Origin of the sequence: Streptomyces collinus, assembly GCF_031348265.1 — a bacterium.
Lineage (GTDB): Bacteria > Actinomycetota > Actinomycetes > Streptomycetales > Streptomycetaceae > Streptomyces > Streptomyces collinus.
This window is the reverse complement of sequence record NZ_CP133771.1, coordinates 8,666,059-8,690,174: the sequence shown is the minus strand read 5'-3', so window position 1 is coordinate 8,690,174 and position 24,116 is coordinate 8,666,059. Positions and strand designations below refer to the sequence as shown.

The window sequence follows — 24,116 nt, the reverse complement described above, 5'->3', positions numbered from 1 at the left end:
ACGAATCCCTGGTCATGTCCGGGGGTGGAGCGGCGGGACGGGCATCTGTCTCCCGTGACCGCTGCACGGCTGGATGAGGTTGGTTACGCTGCTGCGATGGCCGAGAAGACGGAGTCGGAGCTGGTGGTCGACCTGCGGGAGCAGTCGATCGAGACGCTCGACGACTTCTGGGACGCCGTCACCGGGCCCTGCGGGCTGCCGGAGTGGTTCGGCCGCAATACGGATGCCTGGCGGGACACCATCCAGACCCGAGGCATCTCCGAGGTCATCGACCGCTACGACGTCCTGGTCGTTCACGTGGACAGGCAGGGTGTCTTCGCTGCGCGGAATCGTGAGGCACGGGCGCTGCGCAGCTCGTTCGCCGGACGGCGGTCGCGCCTGGTCGTGCACTCCTAGAGCAGGGCCGATCGTCGGAGTGCATCGGTCAACGTCCCCCAAGAGCCGCCAGGTTGGCCGCGACCAGCCGGGTCCGCTGGTCGTCCGTGCCGAACACCCGCCGGCAGTCGGTCAGGAGACGTTCGTACGACTCGATGGCCCTGCTCCTGTGGCCCTGTGCCCACGCTCCAGCGCGCTGCCCGACTGAGTCGTGGCGTCGTCGAAACGGTGGGACGGGACTTACGCGGCTCCGGCGTTGTCCAGCCGCAGTGCGGCGCGCAGCCAGTCGTCCGCGGAGCCCGGGGTCGGCTGGGGGCTGCGGCCGGGCGGAGTCAGAACGACGGCGGCGAGTTCCCAGTACTGGTTCAGGCGCGCCTCGGCGGAGAGCCGGGCGGCCAGCGAGCGGCGGAATGCGTGGGTGTCGCGGCTGCGAAAGGCGCTCGCATATGCAGCGACGTACGCGTCCAGGGCCTCACCTGGGTGCGGGGCGTGTGCCCGGCGCAGGTGTGAGGCCGCGAGTTCGAATGCTTCGGCGAGGCCCGCGTACAGCAGCACAGCGCCGCCGGCCCCTGCCACGCGGTGCACGTCCGGTTGGGGCTGCCGACCGTCCGGGCAGGGGGCCGTCGTCATCGCGTTCAGCCGGGCGAACGCGAGCACCTGGGAAGGGTGAGGCTCGTCGGGCGGCTGAGGGACGGCCGCCTCCAGGAATGCCGCAGTCGCCGAGCGTGGCATCCGTGGTGGCAGCCAGGCGCGCCAGAACCTGGCCAGTGGTGCGGTGCTCGGCGGGGTGCTCAGCACGCTGAGCAGCCTCAGCCGACCTGCGCGCTGAGCCGGCGGGCAGTCGCGCACCAGTTGGAGTGCCGCTTCCCGCCAGCGCAGGGCCTTCAGCTCACTGCCGAGCCCGCGCAGGCGGCTGTCGAGGGCGTCCTCCAGGACACGGCCGGTTGCCTCTGCGTCGTCGAGGATGCGGCGTACCTCGGGCAGGGGCAGGTCAAGGGTGCGCAGGGAGCGGATCAGCTGCAGTCGTTCCAGTGCCTGGGGTCCGTACCGGCGATGTCCGCCACTGCTGCGGGCGGCTTCGGGGAGCAGGCCCTGGTCGGAGTAGAAGCGGACGGTCTTCACCGTGGCACCGGCGCGCTCGGCGAGTTCCCCGATGCTCCACAACAGCTCGTGCGACGTCGACAGTTGAACCTCCCTCAAGGGGAGTTCCTACGGTACCGGTGCGCGGGCGAGGCAGACACGGCGGCCCGCGGACGACGGCGTTCACGACCGGCGCGGCGTCATGAGACGAGTTCGACGAGTTCGACGAAGCCTGAGAGTCCGGGGAGGACTGTGTGTACGTGTTCATCATGGTTGCGGGTGTGTTCACCGGGGCCCATGTCTGGGAAGAGACGGCCGCGCAGCTGGTCGCGGCGGGTGGCGCGGCGCACGCTGTCCCGCTCACGGGCATCGACCCGGCCCGGCCCGCCACATCGGCGCACGTCGGTCTGGAGGCGCACATCGAGGACGTGATCGCGGTGATCGACGCGGTGGACGTGGCATCCGGACAGGAGATCGTGCTCGTCGGTCACGACTACGGGATCCACCCGGTGCTCGGTGCCGCCGACCGGCGGGCGGAGCGCATCGCACGCGTCGTGTATCTGGACTGCGGGATGCCGCAGAACGGCGTTCCGGCGCTGGCCGCCGTGCCGGACCAGGCGCTGCGCGCGCAGTTGGCCGAACGCGCCGAGGCGGGCGAGCGCGAGGGCGTACTGACACCACCGGGACATGGCGAGTGGGAGCGCTGGGGCAGTACGGCCGATGTCGACGAGGCGGCCCTGGAGCGGTTGACCGCCCTGGCGGCGCCGCAGCCGCTGGGCACTCTGTTTGAGCCGCTGCGGCTGACCGGGGCGGTGGCGGCGGTTCCCGTCACCGGCGTGCTGTGCGCCCGGAACGGCGCCGGTATCGACCAGGTGCAGAGGCTCGTCGACTTCGGCGACCCCGCGTTGGCCGCCCTGACCGAACCTCAGGTCACCTTCTTCGAACTTCCCACCGGGCACTGGCCGATGCTGTCGTGCCCCGACGCACTGGCCGACGTCCTGCTGCGGGCCGCGGCCGGTGAGGGGCACCGCCTGCGGCCGGCCGGCGACGATGCACCGGCGCCCGCCCACCTGCGCCCGTTCCCGCTGGACGTCCCCGCCTTTCCTCGCGACCGTCAAGGTCATGTCGATCTGTACGTCCCCGACGGCGAGGGCCCGCGACCGGCCGTGGTCTTCGTGCACGGCGGACCCGTGCCCGCGGGAGCGCGGCCGCGGCCGCGCGAGTGGCCGACCCTGGTGGGATACGCCCGCATGGCCGCCGCCGAGGGCATGGTCGGCGCGACTCTCGACCACCGCCTCCACGACATCGCGGACTATGACCGCGCCGCCGCGGACATCGCCGCCGGAGTGGACCTGGTGCGGTCCGACGCCCGGGTCGACGCCGACCGGATCGCCCTGTGGTTCTTCTCCGGCGGGGGTCTCCTCACCACGGACTGGCTGACAGGGCCGCCCGCCTGGCTGCGCTGCCTGGCCGCGTCCTATCCCGTCCTGGCGCCCCTTCCCGCCTGGGGCATGGCCGGCAGCCGCTTCCATCCCGCCAGGGCGGTCGGACAGGCGGGCCCCCTGCCCATCGTCCTCCTCCGCGCCGGGCGGGAGGCTCCGGAGATCGCCGCGACGGTCGATGCCTTCGTGACCGCCGCGGACGACAGCGCTGCGCGACTGGAGTTGGTCGATGTTCCCAACGGCCACCACGGGTTCGAAACCCTCGATGCGCCGGAGGAGACGGTCCCCGCCCTGCACCGGGCGATGCGCTCGGTGGTCACCCATCTGACCGGGTGAATCCCCCAGCCGCGTCGGTTCTCCCCCGCGCGGCATGTCAAGCCGGGCGGATCGCCCCCTTGATGGCCGACTGGCCGGCGAAGAACACCGACTCCTCCCGGATGAGCGCTCCCGGGCCGGACGCGTGAATCATCATGCCGTCGCCGCTCCAGATGCCGACATGGCCGAGGTCGTCGTGGAAGAAGACCAGGTCCCCGGCCTGGACTTCGGTGAGCGGGACCTGAACGCCCGCGCTCCACTGGGCCTGGGTGGTCCGGGGAAGCGTGACACCGACCGTTCTCCATGCGGCCTGGGCGAGACCGGCGGCGTCGTACGATCCCGGCCCCACCGCGCCCCATACGCACGGCAGACCGATCTGCGCGCGGGCGAAGGCGATCACCCGCTCGGCCTGCGTGCTGCGGCCGACGACCGGCGTCGGCGTCGGCGTCGGCGTCGGCGTCAACCAGGATTCACCGTAGGTGTCGGGCAGACCGGCGCCATGGGTCGTGGTGGTCATGTCGGCCGGTGTAACGGAAGCGTGGTAAGCGGTGAGGTCCCCGGACAGGGGCGTGGCATACAGTGCGGTCGCGCCGGTCGCTGGGCCGGCACCGTAGGTCTCCGTACCGCTTGTCAGGAGATCCGCCTGGTAGGCAACCGCGGCTGGGGCCGGTACGGCGGGCAGCACCGCGAGGGACTGCGGGCCGGACTCCAGTGCGGCCGCTGGTGCGGGCTCGTACAGCGGCCACGCCGCCGCATCGCCGTCGAGACCTGGCTGTGCACCGGCCGGCAAGGCACTCTCGACGAGCCGCGCTTCGCCTGCCGCCACCATGTTGGCACGCTGGTCGGACAGCTCCGGGAAGGCTTCGGCGGCAGGCGCCTGAGCTGATCCGCTGGGCAGCTCCCACGCAACACCGGTGGACGCCGGGGGCGCTTCGATGGCGCGGAGTTGCGCGGCACGTTCCGCCGGGGGCGCTTCGAGGGCTCGACGCTCCGCGGGACGTTCCGCCGGGCGCGCAGGTCGTGCCGCCTCGGGTGCGCGCTCGGGCTTGACCGGTACCTTCCGGTCCGACTGCCACGCCGGCACGGACGGGCCCAGCTTGGCGCGGGCGACGTCGAACCACTGCCGGGCGAGGGCTCCGACCGCCGGCTGTGTGTCCTCCTCGGACCGGCCGCGGGTTACCGCGCCTCGCTGGCGCGGAATCGCGGCGGCGCGGGTCGCGTTGAAGGTGCCGGTGTCGCTCTCGGCCCGGTCGTAGAGGCTGTCGATCCGCCGCCGGACCTCGTCAGGGCTCGGCCCCTCGCCGTCATGCGCCACTGCGGACACCCGCCAACCGCGAGAGCCGGGCCTCGGTCACTCCGAGGCGCGAGGTTCGTTCCAGCGCCATGGAAAGGGCACTCCTTCGGTCCGAGAGCGCACGGAACCACCTGTCCATCGGTGGAAGTCGTGCATGCTGTAACCAACTTAGCCAACTTGTGAGCCTTCCGTGAAGATCGAAGTTGCGAATTGCCTGATATGCCTCTGTGACGTTCGCCCCTACTCGGCGGGTTCGGCGATCAGTGCCGTCCCGACCCTGCGGAAGCCGAGTCGGGCGTAGACCCGCGCGACATCGTCGTCACCTGCCGACAGGAACACGGTTGCCGCGCCCCTCGATCGGGCGTCGGCCACCAGTGCCGCGGTGACCGCGCGTGCGAGACCTCGGCGGCGGGCTGCGGGAAGCGTTCCGACACCGACGATCTCACTGACCCCTGCGAGCGGTTGGTGCTGTCCGGCGGACAGCACTGATCCGTGCTCGACGGCTGCCGCCACCACTGTCAGACCTGCCCGGACCCGCACGATCGCGCGTTCCACCGATCCGTCGGCGACACACGCGTCGATCACTTCCGTCAGTTGCGGTGTTCCCGCGAGACCGACCTGGGTCCCGGGCTCGGCGAAGGCGAGGCGGGGAACGGCCAGGGCGCCGGGCAGGATCGGATCGTCCGCGCTTACGATCCGGACGGACACGTTGCCGGACACCCCGTCCACATCAGCCGCGGGAGCACCGGGATCGAGCACCATCAGCGGATGTTCGTGGACCACGAGTCCCGCCCCCTCGGCCGCTGCCCGGAGCGTGGGTGTGGTCTCGGCGACCCATTCGAAGGTCTCCGGGATCCCCAGTTCCCGCTGGCGGGCCCGCACCTTCTGAACGTCGGTGGGATGCAGCGGTCGTCCGGACCGTCCCTGTGCGGGACGTGCGTAGAACGGCCAGCCCCGGCCCTCCCGCACGAACAGGGTGAGCGGCCCGTGGTCCTCGACGCGGGCGCCGTGCCGCGGGACTGCGTCGTAGTACTCCTCGAGCCGGTCAAGCAGCACTCGCTCAGGATGATCGTCGAAGTCAGGAGAAGTCACGTCGGGCATCCAAACAACAGGGCACCAGCCCCGCCAGTTCGTTTTGAACCGCCTTCGCGGGGCCGTCCTGAATCGCCACCGGGTCGGCGGCTCAGCACAGGACTCGCAGCGCCCCGGGCAGCACTCTGGCCGTCACCGGGAGGACGGCCTCGATCTCGCCGTCCGCGCCGTAGGGCACGTCTCGGTCGGCCTCGATGCGTATCTCCCGGCCACGCACCACCTGCACCTGGGGCCGGTGGATGTGGGCACCGGTGTCCAGCTCCTTCATCAGGGTGAAGAACAGCCGGCGCGGGGCGTCGCGGATCATCACGACGTCGAGCAGTCCGTCGTCGAGACGGGCCTCGGGAGCGATACGGCGCGCGGAGCCGTAGTAGCTGGAGTTCGCGGCCACCACCGTGTAGCCGCTGAAGGCGTGGTCCCGGCCGTCGACGGTGATCCGGTAGCGGACGGGGCGCCAGGTGCTGATCGCGCGCAGGGCACCTGCGTAGTAGGAGGCCGAACCACGCAGCATCCGGGAGCGGTTGGCGTGGAGGTTGGCCAGTGCGTCGACGCCCGCGTAGACGCTGCCGAGTACGACGGTGCCGGCGTGGACGGACGACGTGACCTCGATGGTGTCCACGGCGCGCGGTGTGCCGTGGAGCAGCACCCGGGCCACGCCGTCGGGGTCGCCGGGCAGGCCCAGGGCCCGTGCGAAGTCGTTGCCGCGGCCGGCCGGGACCATGCCGAACAGGGCGCCCGTGCCGCTGAGGGCGCCGCCGATGCTTCCGGTGATCCCGTCGCCGCCGACGGCCAGCACCACCCGGCCGCGTTCCCCGGCGTGCCGGGCGAGTTCGCGGGCGTGGGCGAGGCTGCGGCTGTACTCGGTCTCCAGCTCGGCGCCCGCCTCCCGGAGGAGGCGGGCCACCTTGTGCAGTGCCGCAGCGCTGGTGGCTCCGCCCGCGGTCGGGTTGACGACGGCGGTGAACTGTCGCATCGATGTGCCTCCGGGCTGACGGGTGGTGCCGGGCTGTCGTCTGGTCAGGGGTGGTGCGGGTTCAGGCCGAGAGCGGGGCTGCGGTCAGTCGGCCGGCAGCAGGACGCCGGGGTTCAGCAGGCCGTCCGGGTCCAGCCGTCGCTTGACTGCGCGCAGCGCCGCGACACCGAGGTCCCCGGCCTCCCGCACGTACCAGTCGCGGTGGTCGGTGCCGACCGCGTGGTGGTGGGTGATCGTGCCGCCCGCGGCGAGGATCGCCTCGTTCGCGGCGTGCTTGGCGCGTGTCCAGTGCTCGACGGGGTCGGCGCCCTGGGCAGAGACGGTCGTGAAGTACAGGGAGGCGCCGTTCTCGTAGACGTGCGAGATGTGGCACATGACCAGCGGCGGGGTGCCGTTGTCGGTGAGCGTGGCGGTGAGCGCGTCGCGGACGGCCGCGTACAGGCCGGGCAGTCGCGACCAGTAGGCGGCGGTCTCCAGTGTCTCCGCGAACGCGCCCGCTTCGAGGAGCGAGTCCCGCAGGTACGGTGCCGCGTAGCGGCCGTGCGCCCAGCGCTCCCCCGGCTCGTCGCCCGCGAACTCGCCGCCGCAGTCGGTCAGTACGGCCGCCGCGGCCGCCCGCCGTCGCGCGGTGTCCTGCTCGGTGCCCTCGAAGCCGACCACGGCGAGGCATCCGGCGCCGTGCTGCTCGACGCCGGAGCCGATGGCTTCGGGCTGGGCGAGGCCGATCAGGGTCTCGGTCTCGTCGGACAGCCTGAGGACGGTGGGGCGGGGGCCGTCCTGGGCGAGGCGGCGCAGCGCGGCGGTGCCCTCGTCGAAGGAGGCGAAGCGCCAGCCTTCGTAGCGGCGCGTCTGCGGGACGGGCCGGATGCGGACGGTCACGGAGGTGATGACGCCGAAGGCGCCCTCCGAGCCGAGCAGCAGCTGCCGCAGATCGGGGCCGGCTGCCGAACGGGGTGCCCGGCCGGTGTCGAGGGTGCCCTCGGGCGTGGCGAGGGTGAGGCCGAGGACCATCTCGTCGAAGCGTCCGTAGCCCGCGGAGGCCTGCCCGCTGGAGCGGGTCGCGGCGAAGCCGCCGATGGTGGCCCACTCGTAGGACTGGGGGAAGTGGCCGAGGGTGAAGCCGTGTTCGGCCAGGAGCGCCTCGGCCTCGGGGGCGCGCAGGCCGGGCTGGAGGGTGGCGATCCGGGAGACGGGGTCGAGGTCGAGCATGCGGTTCATGTACCGCAGGTCCAGGGCGATGAAGGGTGCCCGGCCGGTGGGGGCGAGGCCTCCCACGACGGAGGTGCCGCCGCCGAACGGGACGAGGGCGAGGCGGTGTTCGGCACAGACGCGGAGTACGGCGAGCACCTCGTCGTGGCTCTGTGGAAGAGCGACCGCCGCCGGGGCGTCGGTGGTGTCGGCGGCGCGGATGCGCAGCAGGTCCGGGGTGGACTTGCCGCGGGTGTGCCGGATGCGGCTCTCCGTGTCCGTGCGGAGGCTCTCCGCGCGATCGCCGAGTGCGGCGTGCAGCGCGTGGCGGGCGGCGTCCTCCAGGGCGGGCGTGGAGATCGTGATCTCCTCCAGCCGGGCTGATGCCGCGGGCTGCGGCTTGACGCCGAGCCAGTCGCGCAGCAGCCCGGTGACGGTGTCGGGCAGCGGCGTCGCCCTGGCCGGGTCGCCCCAGCCGTTCCACAGCATGTCCATGCCTGTCGTCCTCACCGGTCGTCGGGGGTTGCCGCTGGAGCGGCCTCGGGCGTTACACTGTTACACATGACGCCTAACCGTCACAACAGCTCGGCTCAGCAGAAGTCCTCCGACAACGACGTGGTGCTGGACGCCGTCCGGGACTGCGTCCTCGCCGTCGGTGTCCGCCGCACGACCATGACCGACGTGGCCCGCCGTGCGGGCGTCTCACGGATGACGCTCTACCGCCGCTGGCCCGACGTCCGTTCCCTGGTCGGTGATCTCATGACGCGCGAGTGGATCGCCGTCGCGACGGGGGCCATGCCCGAGAGCCGGCCCGAGGTGGGCACGCGCCCGCCGCTGATCGACGGCCTGGTGGCGGGCGTGGAGGCCTTCCGCGCCCACCCGCTCTTCCAGAAGATCGTCGACGTCGATCCCGAACTGCTCCTGCCCTACGTCCTGGACCGGCGCGGCGCGAGCCAGGAGGCCCTGCTGGGGCTGCTCGCCGGGGCGCTGCGGGAGGGACACGCGGACGGCTCGGTGCGGGTGGCCCCCGCCGAACGCCAGGCCAGGACCGTGCTGCTGATCCTCCAGTCCTTCGCCCTGTCCCTGCGCACCATGACCGACGAGGACGACGCCGAGCTCACGAGCGCGGCCTTCCTCGCCGAACTGCGCACCGTTCTGGAGAGGACCCTCACCCCATGAGCCTGACCGGCACCCCCGCCGCCGGGGCCTCCCTGTCCGCCGCGCGGCGCACCCGCGACCTGACCGAGGCGACCGACGGCCGCGTGGTGGACGTGCTGATCGTCGGCCTCGGCGCGACCGGCGCCGGAGCGGCCCTCGACGCCGCCGCCCGCGGTCTCGACGTCGTCGCGGTCGACGCCCACGACCTCGCGTTCGGCACATCACGCTGGAGCTCCAAGCTCATCCACGGCGGGCTGCGCTACCTGGCCTCGGCGCAGTTCGACGTCGCGCACGAGAGCGCGGTCGAACGCGGCGTGCTGATGGAGCGGACGGCACCCCACCTGGTGCGCGCCCAGCCGTTCGTGCTGCCCCTGACCGGACTCGTCTCGCGCGGCCAGGCCGCTCTCGCCTGGGCCGGATTCCGGGCGGGCGACGCCCTGCGGCTGTCGGCCCGCACGGCCCGCGCCACACTGCCCGCCCCGCGCCGGCTCTCCCCGGTAGAGACCCGGCACCTGGCCCCGGCGCTGCGCCCCGCGGAGCTGCGCGGCGGCCTGCTGTCCTGGGACGGGAGGCTCACCGACGACGCCCGGCTGGTGACCGCCCTCGCCCGTACCGCCGCCGCACGGGGTGCCCGCGTACTGACCCGTGTCCGGGCACTGGAACTCTCCGGGTCCGGGGCCCGCGTACGCGACGAACTCACCGGCGAGGAGGGCGAGATCCGAGCCCGGGCGGTGATCAACGCATCCGGTGTGTGGGCCGGTGACCTCGTGGAGGGCATCAGGGTCAGGCCCTCCCGCGGCACCCATCTCGTCCTGCGCTCGCAGGACATCGGCCCGCTGCCCGCCGGTCTGCACATCCCCATCCCCGGCGAGACCAACCGTTTCGTCCTCGTCCTGCCCCAGGACGACGGCCGGGTCTACGTCGGACTCACCGACGAACCCCTGGACGGGCCCGTCCCGGACGTCCCCGAGGTGCCGGAGACGGACATCGGTTTCCTGCTCGACGTCCTCGGCTCGGTACTCGACGTCCCCGTCCGGCGCAGCGACGTCGTCGGCGCGTTCGCCGGGCTGCGGCCCCTGTTGGACACCACCCCCACGGGACAGCCCGGCGCCGCCTCCCGCACGGCCGACATCTCCCGCCGGCACGCGGTGCTGACCTCACCGGACGGCGTGGTCAGTGTGGTCGGCGGCAAGCTCACCACCTATCGCCGGATGGCCGAGGACGCCGTGAACGCCGTGGTCGACGCACGCGGCCTGTCCGCCGGCTCCTCCCCCACGGCCACGCTCCCGCTGGTGGGCGCCGCGGCCCCCCGGACGCTCGCCGCGCTGCGCGCGCCACGCCGCCTCGTCCAGCGCTACGGCACCGAGGCACCGGCGGTACACGCCCTGGCTGATCGGGACCCGCGGCTGGGCGAGCCCGTCGTGCCCGGCCATGCCGTGACCGGCGCCGAACTGCTGTGGGCGCTACGCCACGAGGGCGCCCTGGACGAAGCCGACCTGCTCGACCGCCGCACGCGCATCGGACTGGTCCCGGCGGACCGGGCCGAGGCGCTGAAGGCCGTACGCGGGCTGGTGGGCGAAGCCCTGGGCACGGGAAGCTGAGGCCGGCGAAGACGCCGGTGGGCCTGGTCTGGCCCGCTCACCGGCCGTTCTGCGCGCTGTAGGGCTGCAGGAGCTGGTCCACGGGTGCGTGATCGTCGGTGAGGAGCCGGGCAGCACCGGTCCAGGAGGTGAGGTCCTCGCCGGTGGCGATCTTCCAGCCGGTGTGCCGGGCGTCGAGCGCTCGCTGGACCGCCCGGAGGTCGACCGGCCGGTCGGAGGCGAGCACCACCAGGTTGCCGCCCCTGGACGCGGCGGCCGGGCCCAGGCCGATGTCGGCGGGTTCGCCGAGGAGCGCGACGTGCGGGAAGGTCTCGCCGAGCGTGGCCACTTCGGCGCGGGCGAAGTCCATGCCCCCGTGATCGATGAGGTTGGCCACGTACACGCCCCCGTCGTCGAGCACCCGCCGGACATCGGCCATCGCTTCCACGGTGGTGAGGTGCCACGGCACGCTGACGCCACCGAAGGCGTCGCCGACGACGAGATCACGGCTGTCGGTGTCGAGTCGCCGCAGGCCGAGCCTGCCGTCCTCCACACGTACGTCGATGCCGGCTTCCGACCGCAGACCGAGCCGGTCGTGGTTGATGCGGACGACTCCGCCGTCGATCTCGGAGACGAGGCTTCGTGTTCCGGGGCGCGTGGCCGCAAGGTAACGGGGAAGAGTGAGTCCGCCACCGCCCAGGTGGTGGGCGACCAGTGGTTCGCCCTGCGGGAAGCCGGCGTCGACCACCGACGCGACGGCGCGCACGTACTCGAACTTCAGATGGGTCGGGTCGTCGACGTCGACGTAGGAGTGCCGCAGGCCGTCCAGGACGAGCGTGCGGCCGTCGCCCCCGCCGGGGTCCGCGACGACACGTGCGCAGTGGTACTTGGTCTCCACGTCGCAGCCCCCGGGCGCGACGGTGGCGGCGAGGCCGCCGGCCGCGACGACGAGTGCCAGGGCCGGAGTGCCGGTCCACCCGCGCGTTCGCCACTCGACCCACGCCGAGCCGACCACCAGCAGCGCTCCGAGCCCGAGCAGGATGCCGCTGACCGGCAACCGCGACACGAGGACGAAGCCGGTGAGCACGGTGCCGACGATGGCGCCCACCGTGCCGATGCCCGAAAGCCGGCCGACCACCGTACCGGTCTCCGCCAGGCTGGTGAGACGCAACTTCGTGACGAACGGCGTCACCGCGGACAGCAGCGCACCGGGCACCAGGATGGTCAGCGACGCGATGACCAGGAGCACCGCCGGCGCCCACTCCGCCGTGCTGCGCAGCACGGCAGGGGTGAGCGCCACCACCGCTCCGGACACCCCCAGCGAGGGACCGATGAGCCGACGCGGATCGACCTGGTCCGCGATGTGGCCGCCCAGCCAGGAGCCGAAGGCGATGGCCGTGAGCGCGATACCGATCACCATCGTGCTGGTCTCGAGGGTCAGGCCGAGGTAGGGAGCCAGCAGCCGCAGAGCTACGATCTCGACCACCAGGACCGCCGCCGAGGACCCGAACACCAGTATCGCGGCGGCACGCGGGCCCAGACCGTCACGGGGTGTGCTCTCAACGACGGGCGACGTAGACGATCCGGTCACGGGCGACATTCTCGCACGGTGCTCGTCGACGGAACGGCACCGTTCGCATCCTCATATGTGTTGCGGGTGTTGCGTGCGCCGTCATCCAACTCGCGGAGCCGGGGCCTGTGATGAGGACCCCCGGCTTCGCGAGGCCGGGTCAGACGCGGTCGGCCGCGATCAGGACGTACTGGAAGGAGCCGTCCCGGTAGGACTCGATGAACGCCTTCTCGATCCCGGTGACCAGCGAGGACGTGGCCCGCAACTCCCAGTAGGGCAGGGTGTCCGGAGTGAGGTCGACGATGGTCTGCGGCACGAGCCGGTTGTCGGCCATGGCGCGCAGGTATTCGCGGCGGGAGTGGATGTTGCACTCGAAGTGGGCGTTGATCTGGGAGACCCACTTCGACGGCTGGCCGTAGCGGGGGTTCCAGCAGCCGGTGATCGTCACGTAGCGGCCGCCCACTCGCAGGAAGCGGGAGTGCTCGGCGAACAGGTCGTCGAGGTCGACGTACATGCTCGACTCGTTGTTCCACGAAGCGGCGATGCTGCCCTTTTCGAAGGGGGTGTCGAGCATGTTGCACACCCGGGAGCGGACGTGGTCCTCGATCCGCAGTTCCCGTGCCCGCCTGTTGCCGAAGTCGGCCTGGGTCGCGGAGAGGGTGACGCCCTCTACCTTGCAACCGAAGCGGCGGTGGGCCATGACCATGGAGCCGCCGCGCCCGCAGCCGGCGTCGACGAGTGTGTCGTCGGGCCCGACGGGGCCGAGGTGGTCCAGGAGGACCTCTGCCTGGGCCGACTCCAGTCGGTGCAGCTCCGCGATGAGCTTCTTCTCGTACTCGCTGTGGCCCGGGTCGCCGAGCGCGGCATGGTCCACTTCGCCGATGCCGTAGTGGTGGTGGTAGAGCCCGTCCACGTCACCGAGGCGGAGGTTGACCGGCCGTGCCTCGTTGTTCCAGTAGCGGGCGATGTCCCCCTGGTACGGCGTCGCCGGGGCCGGGATCTTCACGGAGGCGGTGGTGGTCGTTTCAGTGGTCACAGAAGGGTCCGTTCTTTACCAGAAGTCGGGCAGGCTGTAGCGGTAGGTGTTGGTGCGGTGCCAGTCGTGGTTGCCGTCGACCCAGGCGGCCACGCCCTTGAGGAAGCGCAGCACGGGGGGCAGGGGGCAGTCCGCCGCGAGGTCGGCCGCGGCGGCCTCGAAGGCGTGCTGGAGTTCGTTGTGGACCTCGACGGCCTTCAGATAGGCGTCGCGCTCGGAGAGTTGCTCGCGTTCCGCGATCACCACCGGCAGGTTCAGGTGGCGGCCCGGGCTGTTGAGTTCCTTGGTGTACGAGTAGAGGTCGTTGACGATGGTGGTCGCGTTGCCGGCGAGGGCGATGACCCGTTGCATGTCCGGCCGGGCGTGCAGGTCCGCGGGCAGTTCGTAGCCGCCGACGGTGTCGGTGATCGTGGGGCAGGGACGGAAGTTGTTGAACTGGCGCATCGCCAGGTACTCCCACACCTCCGGGACGTGACCGGTCTGCGCCCAGGCGGCCTCGGCGAGGTAGCCCAGGTGCAGCCGGGCCATGTCGTGCCGGTAGCGGTCGGACTGCGAGGGCGTGGCCGCGCGGACGAAGTAGTCCATCGCGCTGCGGTACGCCCGGCGCGGGGCGTCCGACCCGAGCGACTCCAGCCAGGCCGGCGCGTACTCCGCGGTCGTGTGGAGGTGGTCGATCGCCGTGTGCGCGAGGAGGAGGCGCCCGCCGAGGCCGACGGGTGACCCGCCGTGGTCCTCGCAGTAGCAGTCGTCCACCGCGTTCTCCGCGACCATCAGCCGTGTGGCGAGCATCAGGTGGTCGACCGTCGGGGCGTCGGGATGGCAGGCGACCATGTAGCGGCCGACGGAGAAGCCGTCGAACTGCTTCTCCCACTCCTCGGGGTAGAGCTGGACCTCGTCCTCGGCCCAGTGCTTGATCCGGAGGCTCACCTCCTCGACGCGTACGGGGTCGGGTTCCGGGACGGGGTGGTGGTAGAGGCCGGGGACGGCTCGTCCGTCGGCGGGCGGGGCGGGGGCCGGGGGCTCCGGATCCGGGAGCGGGGGTTGGTACCGCTCGGCGACGGAGAGCGAGGTCGTGCCCGGGCCGGTGGGTCCGCGCAGGATCCGCCGGAGCGCGGAGCCGGCCTCGGCCGCGTCAGGCGTGTCGCCTACGGGGGGGCCGGTCGGGGGCGGTGGCGGGTCGGGAATCGTGACCGGCGGATGCAGTGCGGCGAGAAAGTGCCGAGCGGTCGGCGTGGCCGGAGGGCCAGGGGCCACCGGCACGGGGGCGTCCGGCACGGCTGTGGGCGCCGTCGGCCGCTGTTCGGGCGGGGATGATCCGAGGGGCCCGGAGTCGGGCATCGGCAGCTCCTTGCTGCGGTGGGGTGGGCGCTCCGTCGTGCGGGGTGTCAGGCGTGGGCCTGTGCGGATCAGGGCTTCAGCGCGGTCTGGAGGCGATCTGCACGTTCTCCATCACGCCGAGGGCGTCGGGGAGGAGCACCGCGGCGGAGTAGTAGGTGCTGACGAGGTAGGAGTTGACCGCCTGTTCGTTGATGCCCATGAACCGCACCGAGAGCCCCGGTTCGTACTCGTCCGGCAGTCCGGTCCGCCGCAGACCGATGACGCCCTGGTTCTTCTCGCCGGTGCGCATCGCGATGATGGAGCTGGTCTGCTCCTTGCTGATCGGGATCTTGTTGCAGGGCAGGATGGGGACCCCGCGCCAGGCGGGAACGGACTGTCCGCCGAGGTCGACGTGGTCGGGGTAGAGACCGCAGGCGTTGAAGCCCCGTCCGATGGCGGCGATGGTCCTGGGGTGGGCGAGGAACATTTTGGTGCCGCGCCTGCGGCAGAGCAGATCGTCCATGTCGTCCGGTGTGGGCGGGCCGGACCGGGGCTGGATGCGCTGCTTGAAGTCGGCGTTGTGCAGCAGCCCGAACTCGCGGTTGTTGATGAGCTCGTGTTCCTGGCGCTCCCGCAAGGCCTCGATGGTGAGCCGGAGTTGCTCCTCGCTCTGGTTCATCGGACCGTTGTAGAGGTCGGCGACCCGGGTGTGGATCCTCAGTACGGTCTGGGCGACGGAGAGTTCGTACTCGCGCGGCTGCTGCTCGTAGTCGACGAAGGTGCCTGGCAGTTCGGCCTCGCCGACGTGGCCGGCCGACAGGGCGATCTCGGCCTCGCCGTGCTTGTTCTGCCGCAGTCGTGAGCGGGAGCTGAACGCTTCGACGTGGGCCCGGAGGGCGGGCGCCGAGTCCTGCACTTCGGCGAAGTCGGAACGGGAGAGCGTGAGGAGGGTGCCGGAGGTCTCGGCGGTGACCGTGCTGTCGTGGCGGGCGTCGGCGTCCAGCAGGGCGTTCTCGCCGAAATGGTCGCCGTCCGCGAGGACCGCGATGGCGATCTCTCCGCCGTACTTGCCCGCGGAGGTCCGGCTGACCCGGCCGTGGGCGATCAGGTGGATCCGGTCGGCGGGGCTGCCGCGTTCGACGAGGACGTCACCCGCCGCGAAGTCGCGCTGCGTGCACCGGTCGGCGAGTGCGGTGAGGACGTCGGTGTCCTCGAATCCGCGCAGCAGGGCCAGTTCACCGAGCTCCCCGGGGATGACCCGGACCGTCGCGCCCTCCTGGACGAACTCGATGCGTCCGTCGCCGAGGGTGTGGCGCAACCGCCGGTTGACCCGGTAGGCGCCTCCCTCGGCCTCGACCCAGGGCAGCATCCGCAGCAGCCAGCGAGAGGTGATCTCCTGCATCTGCGGGGCGGACTTGGTGGTGGTGGCGAGGTTGCGGGCGGCGGCGGTGCTCAGCGACTGCTGCGCCGCGGCGGGTGTGGTCGGGGTTTCCGGGATGCTGTCGACGGTCATCGGGAGGGATTCTCTCCTTGCACGGCGGGGCGTCCGGCGCGCACGGATGCGCCGACCGGGAGACAGGGAGGGGTGGGCAACGGGGCGGGAAGGATCACGGCGATCCGTCCGCCTGCAGAAAGCTAGCCGCCAGCGGGGCCGCAACCACCAGGGAGACGAGATGCTTACCTCGAAGCAGTGACAATCCGTTGAATGCGGTTTATCGGCCCGCTCCGCGGCATCGCCCCGTCCTCGGCGCGCCGCGTCGCCGACGGGACCTCGCCGACGGTGAGCCATGCCAAGTTGAAGACGGAACCTTGCGGTTGAACCGTGAAATTCATTCCGCCGTGGGCGACTTGCCACCCGGCTCTGAGCAGCGGAAACTGTAAATGATGACGTAGAGCCCACCGGTACCTCGAACTCTGCGCCGCCCCGAAGAGCACGAACGAAGGGGCTGACACGGTGGAGAACGAACTGCACATCCTCCTCACCGAGGAGGACGCGGAAGCAGAACGCGTCGCCGAACTGACCGGCTACCTGCGTCAGGAACTGCTCGATCTCGACGTGGACGATGTCACGACGCTTCCCGGCGGGGAGGTCCCTCCCGGAGCGCGGGCGGTGGACGTCACTCAGATCGGTGCCCTGCTGGTGACCCTGGGCACCTCGGCGACCGCCCTGAACCAGGTGGTGACCGTCATCCGGTCGTGGGTGGGCCGTCGCCATGACACGCACCCGTCCTTGCACCTGCGGATGGGCGACGACGTCCTGGAGGTGTCCGAGGCGACCGACGACCAGGTCGCCGAGGCGTTCAAGATCTTCGTCCAGCGCCATTCCCCGGCTGGAGCCGAGCCATGACGGATTCCAGACACGCGCTGATCATCGCCAACGACCGGTACACCGACCAGGGGCTCAAGAAGCTCAGGGCGCCCGCCCAGGACGCAGCGGCCCTCGAGAAGGTGCTGCACGACCCGCAGATCGGCGACTTCGAGGTGCAGGTCGTGCACAACGCGTCGGCCGATGTCATGCGGCGGCGCATCCAGGGCTTCTTCAACGACCGCCGCCGCGCCGATACGCTCCTGCTGCATTTCTCCTGCCACGGCCTCAAGAGCGAGTCCGGCGAGCTGTACTTCGCCGCGAGCGACACCGAGCCCCCGCTGCTGGCCGCCACGGCGGTCCCCTCCCAGTTCGTCCGCAGTTGCATGTCCGTCACGCGGGCGGGCCGCTCGGTGCTGTTCCTCGACTGCTGCTACGGCGGCGCCTTCTCCCGGGGCTCGTCCTCCGTGCGCGCGTCCGGAGACGTCAACGTCCTCGAGTCCTTCGCGAAGGACGAGCCGGTCAGCGGGCGCGGCTGGGCCGTCATCACCGCGTCCGACTCCATGGAGTACGCCTTCGAGGGCAGCCGACTCGCCGACGACTCCTCCGCTCCTCAGCCTTCGGTGTTCACCCACGCTGTGGTCGACGGCCTGGAGACCGGCGAGGCCGATCTCGACGCGGACGGCAAGGTCTCCCTCGACGACCTGTACGAGTACGTCTACAGACAGGTGCAGGAGCAGAACCCCCATCAGACGCCGAAGAAGGCGGCGGATCTGCACGGGGAGCTGCACCTGGCACACAGCCGGCGCGGCCGCATCAAGATCGTTGCCGATGACTCGCCGCCCAAGCTGCAGAATGCGCTGAAGAGCGACGACGTCCTCACCCGGCAGGGCGCCGTGCTGGAGTTGCAGAAGCGGCTGCAGCACACGGAGCTGCCCGTGGCGGAAGGGGCGCGTCAGCACCTGGAGGAGGTCGCGCGCAACGACATCCAGCAGATCGCCGTCATGGCGTCGGACGCCTTGGGCAAGATCCGGCTGGCACCGTCCCCGGACCACTTGGACTTCGGCCTCGTACCGAAGGGTTCCGCCCCTCGCAAGCAGTCCGTGACCATGCACGGCCCGCCGCTTGCCCGGCACTGCGTGGCCCAGCCCAAAGAGTCGTGGCTCCGGGTCGACCCGACCGGCAGCGGTTTGGAGGTCCACGTCGACACGGCAGCAGAGGGACGCCTGTCGGGTGACATCGTGCTGAAGGGTGTGGCCGACGAGTCGGTGATCCATGTCGACGCGGAGGTGGCACCGGCGCACGAGCCCGGTCGCACCGAGCCTGAACCGGGCCCCGCACACGACTCCACGACGCCGCCCCATGAAGCGGACGGCAAGCGGCAGACGGTGGTCATCGGGCCCCCGGGCGCCCCGCCCCGTCCCGAGCAGCCGCCCGTGAGCGCCACACGCGCCCCTCGAACGGACAGACGCGCTCCCTCCCTTGCCGGTGCCGCTCTCGCCCTGGCCGTCGCAGCCATCGGCACCCTCGTACTGGCCATGCAGAGGGCGGTGGTGGCCATCGTCGAACGGGGCGAGGAAGGGGTGCACGGGACCATCGAGGACAACGTCCGTGAGTACGGAGCGCTCACGCCTCTCATCGTGTGTCTGGTCACCGGTGCGGCGGCGCTGGTGGCCGGCGCGGTCGCCCGGCACGACCTGGAAACACGGCAGGAGCACTACACGAGGCAGGCGGCGAGCAGTACGCAGACACTGACCTCGGTCGCGAAAGGGCTGGCGATCCCTGCCCTGGCCCTGGCCGTCCTCGCGGGCATCGCCTATCTGGTGGGCAGCCCTCATTGGTGACCGCCTCGGCAGGCCGGGCCGCGCTCCCTCACCGGAGGTGGTCCCGGCAGCGCTGGGCCCGGGAGTCCAGGTCGGCGCGGTCGAGGCGGCCGGCCAGTCGCCGGATGTCGGACTGGGCCCTCGTCAGGTCGGCTGCGGTGAGGTAGGCACTGAGCGCGCGGTCCCAGGTCCTGCCGCGAGGTGCGGAGCGTCAACTGGACTGCTCCGTTGGGCCGGTGGCCGAGCCGCAGCAGCCCGGGACGTGGCCCCGGCCGCCGGAGCCAGGACGCCGAAGCCGTCACCGCAGTGCGGACAGTCCTCCCTCCAGCCACACCCTCAGGTGGGAGGGATGTCTCGCGTCCATGTGGACCGTGTTCGCGGCCGTGGCGGTGCGGCGGGCCGTCGCCTCTGGTTCGCCGGTGTTGCTGTTGACGTCGAAGCGGGGGAAGTTGCTCGAGGAGATGTCCAGACGGATGCGGTGGCCTGCCGCGAACAGGTTGGCCGTGTCGGGGGCCGTCACCTCGATCTCGTAGACCTCGCCCGGGGTGAGCAGCTCCGGGTGTTCCGCGTCGCGGTGGAAGCGGCAGCGCACGATGCCGTCGGTGAGGTTCATGGCGAAGCCATGGGGATAGTCCGGGTTGGGCGGGTGGACGTCGATCAGTTTGATGGTGAAGTCGGTGTCCGGGGCCGAGGTGGAGATGTGGAGTCTCGCCGAGACCGGGCCGGCCAGGACCACGTCCCGTTCCAGCGGGGGTGTGGTCAGGCTGATCACGTCCGGGCGGGAGTCCAGGGGGAGGTAGGGGTCACGGGCACCGTGGACCCGGGCGTCGGGGGCATTCTGGTCGTAGGCGCCGCCCGACATCACCGGTTCGCCGGAGGTGACTTGGCCTCCCATGGTGGGAACCGGGTGGCGTGGGTCGAAGTCGTAGGTCACGGAGGCTGCCGGTGTGGTGGGAGCGGCGGTCGACAGGCCGCCGTCGGGGATGAGGTAGAGGGCCACCGGGGCGGTCGTCGTCGGAGGCCAGTGCCTGTCCGCGCGCCATGTGCCGCCGTGGCGCATCCTGCCCGCCGAGTTCCGCCTGCCGTCGCCTCCACCCATGAGGAAGTACTGCACAGCCGGCAGATCGTCACCGGGCCCCGCCTCCCGGCCGAGCGCCCTGTCGAACCAGCGGCGGCGGAAGTCCAGGTACGAGGGTGCCAGATTGCCGTCGAGTGACGAGCGCGGGCCGAAGTCCACGTCCCCGGCGTGGGTCTCACAGCGGCGGCCGTGTGTCCAGGGGCCCATGACGAGGTAGGAAGGGGCCTGCTTCAGGTCGGCCAGGGCGGTGAAGTTCTCGATCGTGGAGCGGACGTAGGGGTCGTACCAGCTGCCCAGGTGCAGACTCGGCGCGTCCGGGAAACGGTGGTAGAAACCGCGGCCGTAGATCGCCGGGGTGCGGTAGTAGTCGCTGAAGGCGTCCTGACGCCACTGTTCCAGAAGATAGTTCTCGTACGCCGGCAGGTGACGGAGGGGCGTGCAGCCGGGGCGCCACGGCATCGCGCCGAACCAGCCCGTCACGTCCACCCGCAGCAGCGCCTCCGACAGCACCGGGTCCGCCGCCGCCTCCGGGCTGTGCAGCGCATGGCGCAGTGCCCAGGTCACCTGTTTCAGTTCGAAGGCGCCGCCCATCCGCAGCCCCGCGTCGTAGGCGGAGGAGAAGCCGCCCGAGTCCTGGAACATGGCCGCCAGGCCCTCCGGCCCTTCGGCCGCGGCGGCCGACTGGCAGTGCGCGGAGTAGGAGACCTAGCCCCTCCAGGACGGCGCCCTGTGGCGCCGCACCCTGCGCGTCCCCATGCGGGACGGGGTCGCTCTCGCCGCCGACCTGTACTCGGCTGCGCCCGCGCCGGAGACGACGGCACGCCCAGTGCTCCTCGAACGCACCCCGTACGGCCGGCGCGCCCAGCGGGGCTCGGACCAGGACCGCGCCGACGCTCCGCTCCCACGCCCGGAGGACATCGCCCGCCACTTCACCGACGCCGGGTACCACGTCGTGCGGCAGGACTGCCGAGGGCGCGGCGACTCCGAGGGAACGTTCGTGATGTACCTCGGTGAGGGCCCGGACGGCGCGGACACCATCGCCCGCCCCACCCGGGCCGCCGTCGGCAGCAACTCGCTGAGCACATCGGCGGGGGACCTGGCCGCCAGCCTGCGGCGTACCTCCCGGGCGTGGTCCTCCAGGACCGGCCGCAGGCTCCGCCAGTCCTCCGCGAAGAACGCCGCGTCGGCGGAGCGCTGCCGCACCCGTTCTGGCTGTTCTGGATCCTGTGCGGGGGCGTCGCCGTCCTCAGCCGCCGAGACGGTGGTGAAGTACATGTTGTCCGTCGCGCGGACCACCGCGTCCTTGTCGACCAGCTGCGCTGCCCCGGTCATCACCACCCGGCCGTCCCACCAGGGCCGGCTCCGACACCTGGGGCTACCCGAGCGGCGCCACCCCCGCCGGGCTCCTGGTGGCCAGTTCGGTCCGCTGGGTGTGGTGCTGATGGTGATGCTTTTGCAGATCGATGAGGTGAAGGTGGCCCCGCGGCCTCTCGTTCTCGTTCCGTCCGCCCGGGTGTGGCCCCATCTCACGGTCAAGCACGAGCACCCGTCGTGCGTGGCGGTGCAGTACCCCGTGCCTGCCGCCACCCCGGGCGGGCAGTTGACCCTGCGGTTCCAGAGGCCGCCGGGCTCGCGGTCGGCGAGGGCCTGCTGGACGATGTACAGGATCTGAGGGAGAACCAGTGCGCCGGTGACCGCGCTCCACCAAGTCCAGCAGCCGGGAACCACGTCCCTCCTCGCCGGGCTCGGGGCCCCGCACCTCCTGGGTGCGATGGACGGGTGTGCTCATGGCGGCCTCCTGGAGGGCGGGCGAGGACGAGACGGGAGAGGGAGGACAAAGAGGGGGGCCCCGCGGATATCGCGGCCGGGCCCTCCGCGTTGTCGGAACTGATGGCGAGCCTGCATGTGCTCGCCGAACCCGAACATCACCCGGAGGTGACCTCGTACGGCACGCCCCCGCCGTCTCCGCCCCTGCCGACCCGCCGGCTCGAGAAGCCGGCCAGGAAGGCGAAGAGCGCGGAGGCACGGCCGTGCGCCAGTTCCATGAGGTGGCCGGCCACGCCGCCCTGGGCGGGGTCGGGGCCCACGTGGGCGGCGTACATGCCGAAGACGGCGAGGCCGCGGGCGAGGTCCACGCCGATGAGACGGCCGGTCGAGGGGCGCGTCGTCTCCGGTGCACCGACCGGTCACGGTGTCAGGTCCGTGGCCGGTGCCGCGAGTGCCGTGGCGTCTGCGTTCTGGGTCATGCCTCCAGGCTCGGGAGCGGGCCGGGCCCGGACTATCCGGCAGGTGTCCGGTCCGCCCCCGCCGTCCGCGGCGCTCCCCCCGTCCGGCTGGATCCCGCCCCCCGGGTGGCGGGAGTATCGCGCACGGCCGCCCCGCCTGACTCCTCCCGTTCTACGGTCGCCAGGGCGACGACCGGCAGCGGCGGCGGCAGGTGCTGCCGTGGCAGCATTCAGGGCGCGGGCCGCAGGGACGGCATCGGCTGCATGGACTTCTACGGCAAGGCGGAACGCGCGTGATCCGGGTGATGGTGGTCGACGACGAGGCCCTGGTCCGGTCCGGTTTCCGGCTCATCCTGAGCTCGGCCGGCGACATCGAGGTCGTCGCGACCACGACGGGCGCCGAGGCGGTCGAGACCGTCCGGCGGGAGCAGCCGGACGTCGTACTGCTCGACATCCGGATGCCGGACGTCGACGGGCTGACCGTCCTGAGGCGGTTGCACGCGCTGCCGAAGCCGCCGGTGGTGGCGATGCTGACGACGTTCGACGCCGACGAGTACGTCCTGACCGCGCTGCGCTCCGGTGCGGCGGGCTTCCTGCTGAAGGACACCGAGCCAAACCACCTCGCCCAGTTGGTGCGGACGTTGGCGGCGGGCGGTGTGGTGATGTCACCGAAGGCGTCCCGGGCCGTGTGGCAGAACCACCCCGGCGCCACGGCGGCCGACGACGAGGAGGCCGGCCGGGTCGGACGACTCAGCGAACGCGAGCGCGAGGTGCTCGTGCTGATCGCTCAGGGGTTGTCCAACGCCGAGATCGGCGGCCGGATCCACCTCAGCGCGGGCACGGTGAAGGACCACGTCAGCGCGATCCTCACCAAACTGCGGGTGGGCAGCCGGGTCCGGGCCGCGCTGCTCGCCCAGCGGGCCGGGCTGCTCGACGACGACACACGGCGGCGTCCGGAGCCGGGGCGATGACCGCGACGGGGCCGTCCGAAACCTGGTGGGCGCGGGTTCCCGGCCCGGTCGTCGACGCCGCGGTCGTCGCCGTCGCGGTGGCGGACGTGCTGTTCAACCTGGCGGGCTCGTCCGGTCTCGCGCAGGTGATGGCCGCGCTCGCCTGCACCGTGCTCGCGGCCCGTCGGCGTTTCCCGCTCGCGGTGTTCCTGCTCACTCTCCCGGCCAGCCTGATGCTGGACATCGTGTTCGCCCCGTTCGCGGCCCTGTTCACGCTGGCCGAACGCTCCCGGGACCGCCGTCTCCTCACCGTCTGCGCGCTGTTGTTCGCTCTCGCCTCCGCCACGCCCTGGCCGCTGGACGACCTGTCCGCGCACGAGCGCACCTGGACCGCCGTCTACTTCTTCTACACCCTCGCCACGGCCGCCGCGCCCGTCCTGTTGGGCCAACTCGTCCAGGCTCGCAGGGACTTGGGGCACAGGATCGTCGAAATCGAAGAGGCCCGTGAGCACGAACGCCTGCTTCACTCGCAGGCGGTCCTCGCCCGGGAACGCGCCCAGCTCGCCCGCGAGATGCACGACGTGGTCTCCCACCAGGTCAGTCTGATCGCCGTCCAGGCCGGCGCCCTGCAGGTCGCCGCCAAGGACCAGGACTCCAGGGACGGCGCCCGCACCATCCGGTCCCTCAGCGTCGACACCCTGGACGAACTGCGGCACATGGTCAGCCTGTTGCGCGCTTCGGGCGGCAACACCACTGAGCTGACCCCCCAGCCCACCCTCGCCGACCTGCACAAGCTCGTCACCACGAGCGGTATCGACACCGAACTCACCGGCGACCTGCCCTCGGACATCGGCACGCCCGCGCAGCGCGCCGTCTACCGTACGGTCCAGGAAGCCCTCACCAACGTCCGCAAGCACGCTCCCGGGGCCCGTGCGACCGTACACCTCTGGCACGAGCCCGGCTTCTTCGGCGTCACCGTCACCAACACACGCCCCACCCGTTCCTCCCTTCCCCTCCCCGGCTCCCGTCAGGGCCTGATCGGCCTGGCGGAGCGAGCCGAACTCCTGAGCGCCGTTTTCGAGTCAGGCCCGACCACCGATGGTGGATATCGGGTGACCCTCAGGGTCCCGGCGAACGGGGACACCTGAAGGCCGGGAGACCGGGCGCGAACCAACTCGGGTCTGTACCCCGCCCGTTGACGCCGACGGTTGCGGTCGCGAGTCCGGTACCGGGAAAGAGGACACCACTCGGCGGGAACAACTGGCCTCTCATGTCCGTACCATCTCTCACCAGGGCAGCTCGCGGGACGCGCAAC

The 24,116-nt window shown here is 71.7% G+C and carries 19 protein-coding genes and 1 pseudogene; 9 read left to right on the top strand and 11 right to left on the bottom strand.

The features are described 5' to 3' along the window. Positions 1-96: 96 nt before the first annotated feature. Positions 97-396: a barstar family protein gene (locus RFN52_RS39205; protein ID WP_184853648.1), complete on the top strand. Its 300-nt coding sequence runs from the start codon at positions 97-99 to the stop codon at positions 394-396. Positions 397-615: 219 nt separating this feature from the next. Here the strand turns inward: RFN52_RS39205 and RFN52_RS39200 are convergent, their stop codons facing one another. Then, positions 616-1,575, bottom strand: a complete 960-nt coding sequence (locus tag RFN52_RS39200; protein ID WP_311241176.1) for a helix-turn-helix domain-containing protein — start codon at positions 1,573-1,575, stop codon at positions 616-618. Between the two features lie 134 nt (positions 1,576-1,709). Here RFN52_RS39200 and RFN52_RS39195 point away from each other — a divergent pair, with 134 nt between their 5' ends. Next, complete coding sequence (locus tag RFN52_RS39195; protein ID WP_184853647.1) at positions 1,710-3,233, top strand: dienelactone hydrolase family protein; 1,524 nt, start codon at positions 1,710-1,712, stop codon at positions 3,231-3,233. Between the two features lie 37 nt (positions 3,234-3,270). Here the strand turns inward: RFN52_RS39195 and RFN52_RS39190 are convergent, their stop codons facing one another. From RFN52_RS39190 to RFN52_RS39175, 4 genes are all read right to left on the bottom strand, one after another. Continuing rightward, positions 3,271-4,527 carry a C40 family peptidase gene (locus RFN52_RS39190; RefSeq protein ID WP_311241175.1) on the bottom strand — a complete coding sequence of 419 codons (1,257 nt, stop codon included), beginning with the start codon at positions 4,525-4,527 and terminating at the stop codon, positions 3,271-3,273. 219 nt (positions 4,528-4,746) lie between these two features. Beyond that, positions 4,747-5,562 carry a GNAT family N-acetyltransferase gene (locus tag RFN52_RS39185; protein WP_311241174.1) on the bottom strand — a complete coding sequence of 272 codons (816 nt, stop codon included), beginning with the start codon at positions 5,560-5,562 and terminating at the stop codon, positions 4,747-4,749. A 127-nt stretch (positions 5,563-5,689) separates the two neighbouring features. Next, positions 5,690-6,571, bottom strand: a complete 882-nt coding sequence (locus tag RFN52_RS39180; RefSeq protein WP_184853645.1) for a diacylglycerol/lipid kinase family protein — start codon at positions 6,569-6,571, stop codon at positions 5,690-5,692. A gap of 84 nt (positions 6,572-6,655) precedes the next feature. Then, complete coding sequence (locus tag RFN52_RS39175; protein ID WP_184853644.1) at positions 6,656-8,254, bottom strand: FAD-binding oxidoreductase; 1,599 nt, start codon at positions 8,252-8,254, stop codon at positions 6,656-6,658. A 66-nt stretch (positions 8,255-8,320) separates the two neighbouring features. On the opposite strand from RFN52_RS39175, the gene RFN52_RS39170 reads away from it, so the two are divergent. Together RFN52_RS39170 and RFN52_RS39165 are read left to right on the top strand one after the other, a co-directional pair. Next, a complete protein-coding gene (locus tag RFN52_RS39170) occupies positions 8,321-8,938 on the top strand; it encodes a TetR/AcrR family transcriptional regulator (protein WP_184853643.1) in 618 nt (205 codons plus the stop codon). Next, positions 8,935-10,518, top strand: a complete 1,584-nt coding sequence (locus RFN52_RS39165) for a glycerol-3-phosphate dehydrogenase/oxidase (protein WP_184853642.1) — start codon at positions 8,935-8,937, stop codon at positions 10,516-10,518. The genes RFN52_RS39170 and RFN52_RS39165 overlap by 4 nt, the downstream gene beginning before the upstream one ends. 37 nt (positions 10,519-10,555) lie before the next feature. Here RFN52_RS39165 and RFN52_RS39160 read toward each other — a convergent pair whose 3' ends face one another. The 4 genes from RFN52_RS39160 to RFN52_RS39145 form a co-directional block, all read right to left on the bottom strand. Next, entirely contained in the window at positions 10,556-12,097 is a 1,542-nt protein-coding gene (locus tag RFN52_RS39160; protein ID WP_184853641.1) for a fused MFS/spermidine synthase, read from the bottom strand. 130 nt (positions 12,098-12,227) lie between these two features. Continuing rightward, a complete protein-coding gene (locus tag RFN52_RS39155) occupies positions 12,228-13,103 on the bottom strand; it encodes a geranyl diphosphate 2-C-methyltransferase (protein ID WP_184853640.1) in 876 nt (291 codons plus the stop codon). Positions 13,104-13,118: 15 nt separating this feature from the next. After that, positions 13,119-14,441, bottom strand: a complete 1,323-nt coding sequence (gene tcp, locus RFN52_RS39150; protein WP_184853639.1) for a 2-methylisoborneol synthase — start codon at positions 14,439-14,441, stop codon at positions 13,119-13,121. A 76-nt stretch (positions 14,442-14,517) separates the two neighbouring features. After that, positions 14,518-15,933, bottom strand: coding sequence for a family 2B encapsulin nanocompartment shell protein (locus tag RFN52_RS39145; protein ID WP_184853638.1), 1,416 nt, complete (start codon positions 15,931-15,933; stop codon positions 14,518-14,520). Between the two features lie 441 nt (positions 15,934-16,374). Between RFN52_RS39145 and RFN52_RS39140 the strand changes: the two genes are divergently transcribed. Both RFN52_RS39140 and RFN52_RS39135 read left to right on the top strand, forming a co-directional pair. Beyond that, a complete protein-coding gene (locus tag RFN52_RS39140; protein ID WP_184853637.1) occupies positions 16,375-16,767 on the top strand; it encodes a hypothetical protein in 393 nt (130 codons plus the stop codon). After that, the gene (locus tag RFN52_RS39135) at positions 16,764-18,569 is read left to right on the top strand and encodes a caspase family protein (RefSeq protein WP_184853636.1); all 1,806 of its coding nucleotides are present in this window, start codon (positions 16,764-16,766) and stop codon (positions 18,567-18,569) included. Before RFN52_RS39140 ends, RFN52_RS39135 begins: the two co-directional genes overlap by 4 nt. Before the next feature lie 277 nt (positions 18,570-18,846). On the opposite strand, the pseudogene RFN52_RS39130 reads toward RFN52_RS39135, so the two are convergent. Next, positions 18,847-20,319, bottom strand: a pseudogene (locus RFN52_RS39130) (CocE/NonD family hydrolase); the annotation flags it as partial. Between the two features lie 61 nt (positions 20,320-20,380). Here RFN52_RS39130 and RFN52_RS39125 point away from each other — a divergent pair. Then, positions 20,381-21,298: a CocE/NonD family hydrolase gene (locus tag RFN52_RS39125; RefSeq protein ID WP_311241173.1), complete on the top strand. Its 918-nt coding sequence runs from the start codon at positions 20,381-20,383 to the stop codon at positions 21,296-21,298. Positions 21,299-21,551: 253 nt separating this feature from the next. Here RFN52_RS39125 and RFN52_RS40275 read toward each other — a convergent pair whose 3' ends face one another. After that, a complete protein-coding gene (locus RFN52_RS40275) occupies positions 21,552-21,761 on the bottom strand; it encodes a hypothetical protein (RefSeq protein WP_445082014.1) in 210 nt (69 codons plus the stop codon). 395 nt (positions 21,762-22,156) lie between these two features. Here RFN52_RS40275 and RFN52_RS39115 point away from each other — a divergent pair, with 395 nt between their 5' ends. Next, a complete protein-coding gene (locus RFN52_RS39115; protein ID WP_184854209.1) occupies positions 22,157-22,822 on the top strand; it encodes a response regulator in 666 nt (221 codons plus the stop codon). Beyond that, positions 22,819-23,949, top strand: a complete 1,131-nt coding sequence (locus RFN52_RS39110; RefSeq protein ID WP_184853635.1) for a sensor histidine kinase — start codon at positions 22,819-22,821, stop codon at positions 23,947-23,949. Before RFN52_RS39115 ends, RFN52_RS39110 begins: the two co-directional genes overlap by 4 nt. Positions 23,950-24,116: the final 167 nt, after the last annotated feature.